We start from the raw sequence: 5,221 nt of genomic DNA, 5'->3' as shown, positions 1-5,221 counted from the left end.
CGAATGCGCGTGCAGAACCGCCGTAGGTTTTAGCCAGAACGGTAGTGATTGCTGCAGTCAGGGTAGTTTTACCGTGGTCAACGTGGCCGATAGTACCAACGTTAACGTGCGGTTTTGTACGTTCAAACTTTTCTTTAGACATCGATTGTCCCTCTAAGACACGGTTAAATCGGTGGTATCACCACATCAACCAAGCATTTGCTTGACGAATTAGTTTACAGAAAGAAAATCAGGAGGGAGAATTTGGAAGTGGTGCTGATAGGCAGATTCGAACTGCCGACCTCACCCTTACCAAGGGTGCGCTCTACCAACTGAGCTATATCAGCACATACTTGGAGCGGGCAGTGGGAATCGAACCCACATCATCAGCTTGGAAGGCTGAGGTAATAGCCATTATACGATGCCCGCATCCTGGAACTCGGCTACCTAATTTTTCTGAAGAACTTGAAGGCGGGGAAAAGGACGTGAGACACTTAATTCCTCACCTTCACTTAAAGCGAGTTTTTCACTTTAAGCTGCTTCATTGCTGAAGCCTGTATGGTGGTGGGGGAAGGATTCGAACCTTCGAAGTCGATGACGGCAGATTTACAGTCTGCTCCCTTTGGCCGCTCGGGAACCCCACCTAATTGTTAAGTACTTGAATGGTGCCGGCACCAAGAGTCGAACTCGGGACCTACTGATTACAAGTCAGTTGCTCTACCAACTGAGCTATGCCGGCATCAAGTGCTGCGCATTCTAGGGAGAGTTTACGGGCTATGCAACAAAAAAATTGCATGTTTTGCACTATCGCTCATGTTTTATTCAAAAAGCAGGCTTTTGCCCTAGTTAACGCCTTTAAAGGTTCAAATAATGTGCAGAAAGCATCGTCCCAGGTCTCGTGACTGAGACAATATTAGGAATTTCCTTTCCGCTCAGCCTACGAAAAATCATTCCTGCCGCATGCCTGCTAAATTTATGCACTGAAAATGTGCTTTTGCCTCATCAATGATCACCAAGCGGCGTTTTCTTTTCGGCTAATACTGATATTACGGCCTTTTTTATTGGCGCAACTTTTGCAGTCTTCCTTTTGAACGCACTGTTTTTCTTCTGAGGAGTGCTGTAATGAAAATAGTCATGCTTAATGCTGCGACGTTACCTGTCTACCGGGATGAACTGGCCCAGCTTTTGGTGGAGGCCAACCGTCAGGGGAGTTCAACGGGGTTCCCTTATACCCTGGAGAAGAAAGAGGCCGAAGATTCTTTCAATGATTTGCGCCCTGCACTCTCTCAAAATGAGCGTTTGCTTTGGATTGCCCGTGATGAGCAGGGCGTGATCGGGACCGTACAACTGGATTTAACATGCCCGGCAGATTCCCCGCATGAAGCAGAAATTAATACACTGCTGGTTTGCGAGCGGGCAAAACGGCGTGGCGTCGGTAGATTATTAATGCGCGAACTGGAAAAGACCGCTCAGGATCTGCGTTTTGCTGTTGTGTCATCCGATATGCGTTCGGGTTCTGAGGCAGAGGCTTTCTACCGGGCTCAGGGCTACCGCTGTGCAACTTTCAAAACCGACTCAGCCCGCTACAGTCGAAAAAATGAAGTGATCTACTATAAACGACTCTCTGACTTTACCCGTTCGTCCTCTTCCCTCTTCTGATGACTGCAGGGGAAGGCGAAAGCCATCCCCTGCTTTCGCGGTACCTTTTTTCTTTGCATAGTTTTCTTATAATTTTTTAAACTCAATCAAAGAAATCGATAAGTTATAAGAAAAAGATCTCCCCTGAAAACTAAGGTGTCTATAATATGCTGCTGGTTTACTGTCTGGAGTTGGCGTGAGCGCCTTTCCTGACCTGCGCTAACAGGCAGACTTTAACTTATGAAAAAAAGAGACCCATCTTTGGCAACTCCTTATCTGCAGTTCGATCGTGCGCAGTGGGCAGCCTTACGTGATTCAGTACCGCTAACGCTCAAAGAAGCGGAAGTCGTGAACCTGAAAGGTATCAACGAGGATTTATCCCTTGAGGAAGTCGCGCAGATCTATCTGCCGCTTTCACGCCTTCTCAATTTTTACATCAGTTCCAACCTGCGCCGGCAAGCTGTGCTTGAACAGTTCCTCGGCACAGACGGGCAGAAAATACCTTATGTCATTGGCATTGCAGGAAGTGTTGCTGTGGGCAAGAGCACGACAGCGCGTGTCCTGCAGGCGTTGCTGAGCCGTTGGCCTGAACATCGCTCTGTGGAACTGATCACTACTGATGGATTCCTCTATCCCAATAAGACGCTGCAAGAACGTGGGATCATGAAGAAAAAGGGGTTCCCGCAGTCTTATGACATGCATCAGTTGGTAAATTTCGTTTCTGAAGTTAAATCAGGCGCTAAGCGTGTTACTGCCCCGGTATATTCACACCTGATTTATGATGTGATCCCCGATGGGAATAAAGTCATTGAGCAGCCAGATATTTTAATTCTTGAAGGGCTCAATGTTTTACAAAGTGGAATGGATTATCCTCATGATCCGCATCATGTATTTGTTTCTGACTTTGTTGATTTCTCAATATATGTTGATGCACCGGAAGATTTATTACAGGGCTGGTATATCAATCGCTTCCTGAAATTCCGCCAGGGCGCATTCTCGGATCCCGATTCCTATTTCCATCACTATGCAAAACTGCCAGAAGAAGAAGCAGTGAACATTGCGACCCAGCTATGGAATGAAATTAACGGATTGAATTTAAAAGAAAACATACTACCAACACGGGAAAGAGCCAGCCTTATTCTGACGAAAAGTGCGAATCACGCAGTTGAAAACGTCCGGTTGAGAAAATAAGTACTTTGGAAATAAATAAAGGAGAGCCGATGCTCTCCTTTTATTTTATTCAGACACCGCGCAGTGAGATCTCACCACCGATATACGGTTTAATAACACCATCTTGCTCAAGCAACAATGCGCCCTGCGGATCAATCCCCCGTTCAACACCATGAATTTCCTGATCGCCAATCAGCAATTTGACTGGCCGGTCAAGGAAATTATCTAAGCCCCGCCAGCGGGCAATAAATGGTGTCAGGCCTTCCTTTTCAAAATGAACTAGAGCAGAACGCAGCTCTTTCAGCAACGTTGCTGTCAGTTCGTTGCGGTCGATATTCACACCCGCTTCCTGCAGGTTGATCCAACCCTGATTAATGGTATCGGTCGCAGGTTCACGCATTTTGAGGTTAATACCCGCGCCGATAACAAGATGGGCTGCATCTCCGGTTTTTCCCGTTAACTCAACGAGAATACCCGCCAGCTTGCGATCATTGAGATAAAGATCGTTAGGCCATTTGACCCGAACATCTTCGGCACCAAGGCGATGAAGCACTTCCGCCATAACAATCCCGATCACCAGGCTCAGCCCCATTGCCGCAGCGGGACCTTGTTCCAGTTTCCAGTACATAGAAAGATAAAGATTGCTGCCGAAAGGTGAAAACCACTTACGGCCGCGGCGCCCTCGCCCAGCCTGCTGATATTCCGCAACACAGGCATCACCAGAATTCAGCTGAGCAATCCTGTCCATCAGGTACTGATTAGTTGAATCAATAACAGGCAGGACACTGACTCCGCCAGCGGGGAGCATGGCTAGTATCTTCTCCTCTTCCAGTAACTGGATAGGATAAGGCAAGCTGTAACCTTTCCCGGGAACCGTGAAGATATCGACACCCCAATCCCGTACTGTCTGGATATGTTTATTAATTGCCGCACGACTCATTCCCATTGCGGTACCTAACTGCTCACCAGAATGAAACTCACCATCGGCCAAAATTGAGATCAGTTGCAGTGGGACGGTAATATCCCTCATGACAACGCCTCCACAGCATTCACTTCACCTTCTGCGGCAATGAAGCGGACTTCAGGCTCAAGCCAAATGCCAAATTTTTCGGCAACGGCATCCCGAACATACTTCGCCAACGCACGGACATCTCCGCTGCTCGCATGGTTTTTATTAATCAATACCAGCGCCTGCTTCTCATGCACCGCAGCACCGCCAATGCTAAAACCTTTCAGGCCGGATTGTTCAACTAACCAACCTGCGGCAAGTTTTATCTGCCCATTGGCTTGTGGATAAGAGGGCATCGAAGGGTACTGACTGCTGATTTTTTCGGCAACCAGCGCGCTGACGGTAGGGTTTTTGTAGAAGCTTCCCGCATTCCCGGTGACAGCAGGATCCGGTAATTTACTGCGTCGCATCGAGCAGACCGAATCAAAGATCTCCCGGGGTGTGACGGTTCCGGGATCCAGACGGGCCAGATCACCATAGGTGAGTTTCGGTCGCCATTGTTTCGTCAGCTTCAAACCGACGGCTACTATGGCATAGCCATTTTTAAAAGAATTCTTGAAGATACTTTCGCGGTAGCCGAACTGACATTCTTCATTACTTAGACGCACCAACTCTTCAGTCTGCAGATCCAAAACGTCGACATAATTACAGATACTCTGCAGCTCAATCCCATAAGCACCAATGTTCTGAATAGGTGCAGAACCCACACAACCGGGGATCAGAGCCAGATTCTCCAGCCCTGGAATATTGTGTTCCAATGCGTAGCAAACCAGCTCATGCCAGTTTTCTCCCGCGCCGACATGCAACAACCAATCGTCTGTATTTTCAGTCAGTTCAATGCCTTTGATTCGGTTCAAGACAACCATACCGGCAAAATCATCAAGAAAAAGGACATTGCTTCCTTCACCTAAAAGCAAGAAAGGTTGCTGCTTTTCTTTCGCAGACTTCCAGGCCGTGGTCAGCTGCTCCACACTGCAAACACTCACGATTTCAGCAGCATGTGCAGCAAGGGAAAAGGTATTTCGGGATTGAAGAGAAGTGTCGTCAATCGACATAACTAGATTACTCATTGGTGACTTATTTGAGCTTAGTTTAACCGATTCACTGCGTTCTGACGCACAGTTTTCTGGCAGAGAGTCAACCAGGGAAGAATGAAAGTAGCTTCAGAATCCCTTCAGCTCTCCCCAAATTCCCCATAGCAAAAAGCCCTGTACGTCAGTACAGGGCTTTCCACTTATTTGATGCCTGGCAGTTCCCTACTCTCGCATGGGGAGACCCCACACTACCATCGGCGCTACGGCGTTTCACTTCTGAGTTCGGCATGGGGTCAGGTGGGACCACCGCGCTATTGCCGCCAGGCAAATTCTGTTTCATTCATAACGCTCACCCTGCTTCAGGCTTGCACTACGAACCAATCTCGGAACA

The 5,221-nt window shown here is 47.9% G+C and carries 5 protein-coding genes, 4 tRNA genes and 1 rRNA gene; 2 read left to right on the top strand and 8 right to left on the bottom strand.

Features of this window, described 5'->3' with window-relative positions; genetic code table 11:
• The 5 genes from CWS43_RS27010 to CWS43_RS26990 all read right to left on the bottom strand — a co-directional run.
• The coding region (locus CWS43_RS27010; protein WP_074437493.1) for a GTP-binding protein at positions 1-142 on the bottom strand (142 nt) is incomplete at its 3' end.
• Positions 143-250: 108 nt separating this feature from the next.
• A tRNA-Thr gene (locus tag CWS43_RS27005) sits at positions 251-326 on the bottom strand.
• Between the two features lie 7 nt (positions 327-333).
• A tRNA-Gly gene (locus CWS43_RS27000) sits at positions 334-408 on the bottom strand.
• A gap of 130 nt (positions 409-538) precedes the next feature.
• A tRNA-Tyr gene (locus CWS43_RS26995) sits at positions 539-623 on the bottom strand.
• Positions 624-642: 19 nt separating this feature from the next.
• Positions 643-718: transfer RNA gene (locus CWS43_RS26990), tRNA-Thr, on the bottom strand.
• Positions 719-1,101: 383 nt separating this feature from the next.
• On the opposite strand from CWS43_RS26990, the gene CWS43_RS26985 reads away from it, so the two are divergent.
• Both CWS43_RS26985 and coaA read left to right on the top strand, forming a co-directional pair.
• Complete coding sequence (locus CWS43_RS26985; protein ID WP_101080193.1) at positions 1,102-1,638, top strand: GNAT family N-acetyltransferase; 537 nt, start codon at positions 1,102-1,104, stop codon at positions 1,636-1,638.
• A 219-nt stretch (positions 1,639-1,857) separates the two neighbouring features.
• The gene (gene coaA / locus CWS43_RS26980; protein ID WP_101080192.1) at positions 1,858-2,808 is read left to right on the top strand and encodes a type I pantothenate kinase; all 951 of its coding nucleotides are present in this window, start codon (positions 1,858-1,860) and stop codon (positions 2,806-2,808) included.
• 49 nt (positions 2,809-2,857) lie between these two features.
• On the opposite strand, the gene birA is transcribed toward coaA, so the two are convergent.
• The 3 genes from birA to rrf form a co-directional block, all read right to left on the bottom strand.
• Positions 2,858-3,817, bottom strand: coding sequence for a bifunctional biotin--[acetyl-CoA-carboxylase] ligase/biotin operon repressor BirA (gene birA / locus CWS43_RS26975; protein WP_101080191.1), 960 nt, complete (start codon positions 3,815-3,817; stop codon positions 2,858-2,860).
• On the bottom strand, positions 3,814-4,851 hold the full coding sequence (gene murB / locus CWS43_RS26970; RefSeq protein WP_101080190.1) for a UDP-N-acetylmuramate dehydrogenase: 1,038 nt from the start codon (positions 4,849-4,851) through the stop codon (positions 3,814-3,816). The genes birA and murB overlap by 4 nt, the downstream gene beginning before the upstream one ends.
• 188 nt (positions 4,852-5,039) lie before the next feature.
• Positions 5,040-5,155 (bottom strand): 5S ribosomal RNA (gene rrf / locus CWS43_RS26965).
• Positions 5,156-5,221 lie beyond the last annotated feature (66 nt).

The sequence above is a fragment of the Rahnella sp. AA genome (assembly GCF_002834385.1).
In the GTDB taxonomy this organism is placed as follows: Bacteria; Pseudomonadota; Gammaproteobacteria; order Enterobacterales; family Enterobacteriaceae; genus Rahnella.
The sequence above is the reverse complement of the archived record's forward strand: the minus strand, read 5'-3'. Positions and strand labels throughout refer to the sequence as shown.

Excerpts from the sequence above, each read along its gene's own strand:
- coaA (WP_101080192.1), top strand. The coding sequence starts at position 1,858 with ATGAAAAAAAGAGACCCATCTTTGGCAACTCCTTATCTGCAGTTCGAT.
- birA (WP_101080191.1), bottom strand. The coding sequence starts at position 3,817 with ATGAGGGATATTACCGTCCCACTGCAACTGATCTCAATTTTGGCCGAT.
- CWS43_RS26985 (WP_101080193.1), top strand. The coding sequence starts at position 1,102 with ATGAAAATAGTCATGCTTAATGCTGCGACGTTACCTGTCTACCGGGAT.
- murB (WP_101080190.1), bottom strand. The coding sequence starts at position 4,851 with ATGTCGATTGACGACACTTCTCTTCAATCCCGAAATACCTTTTCCCTT.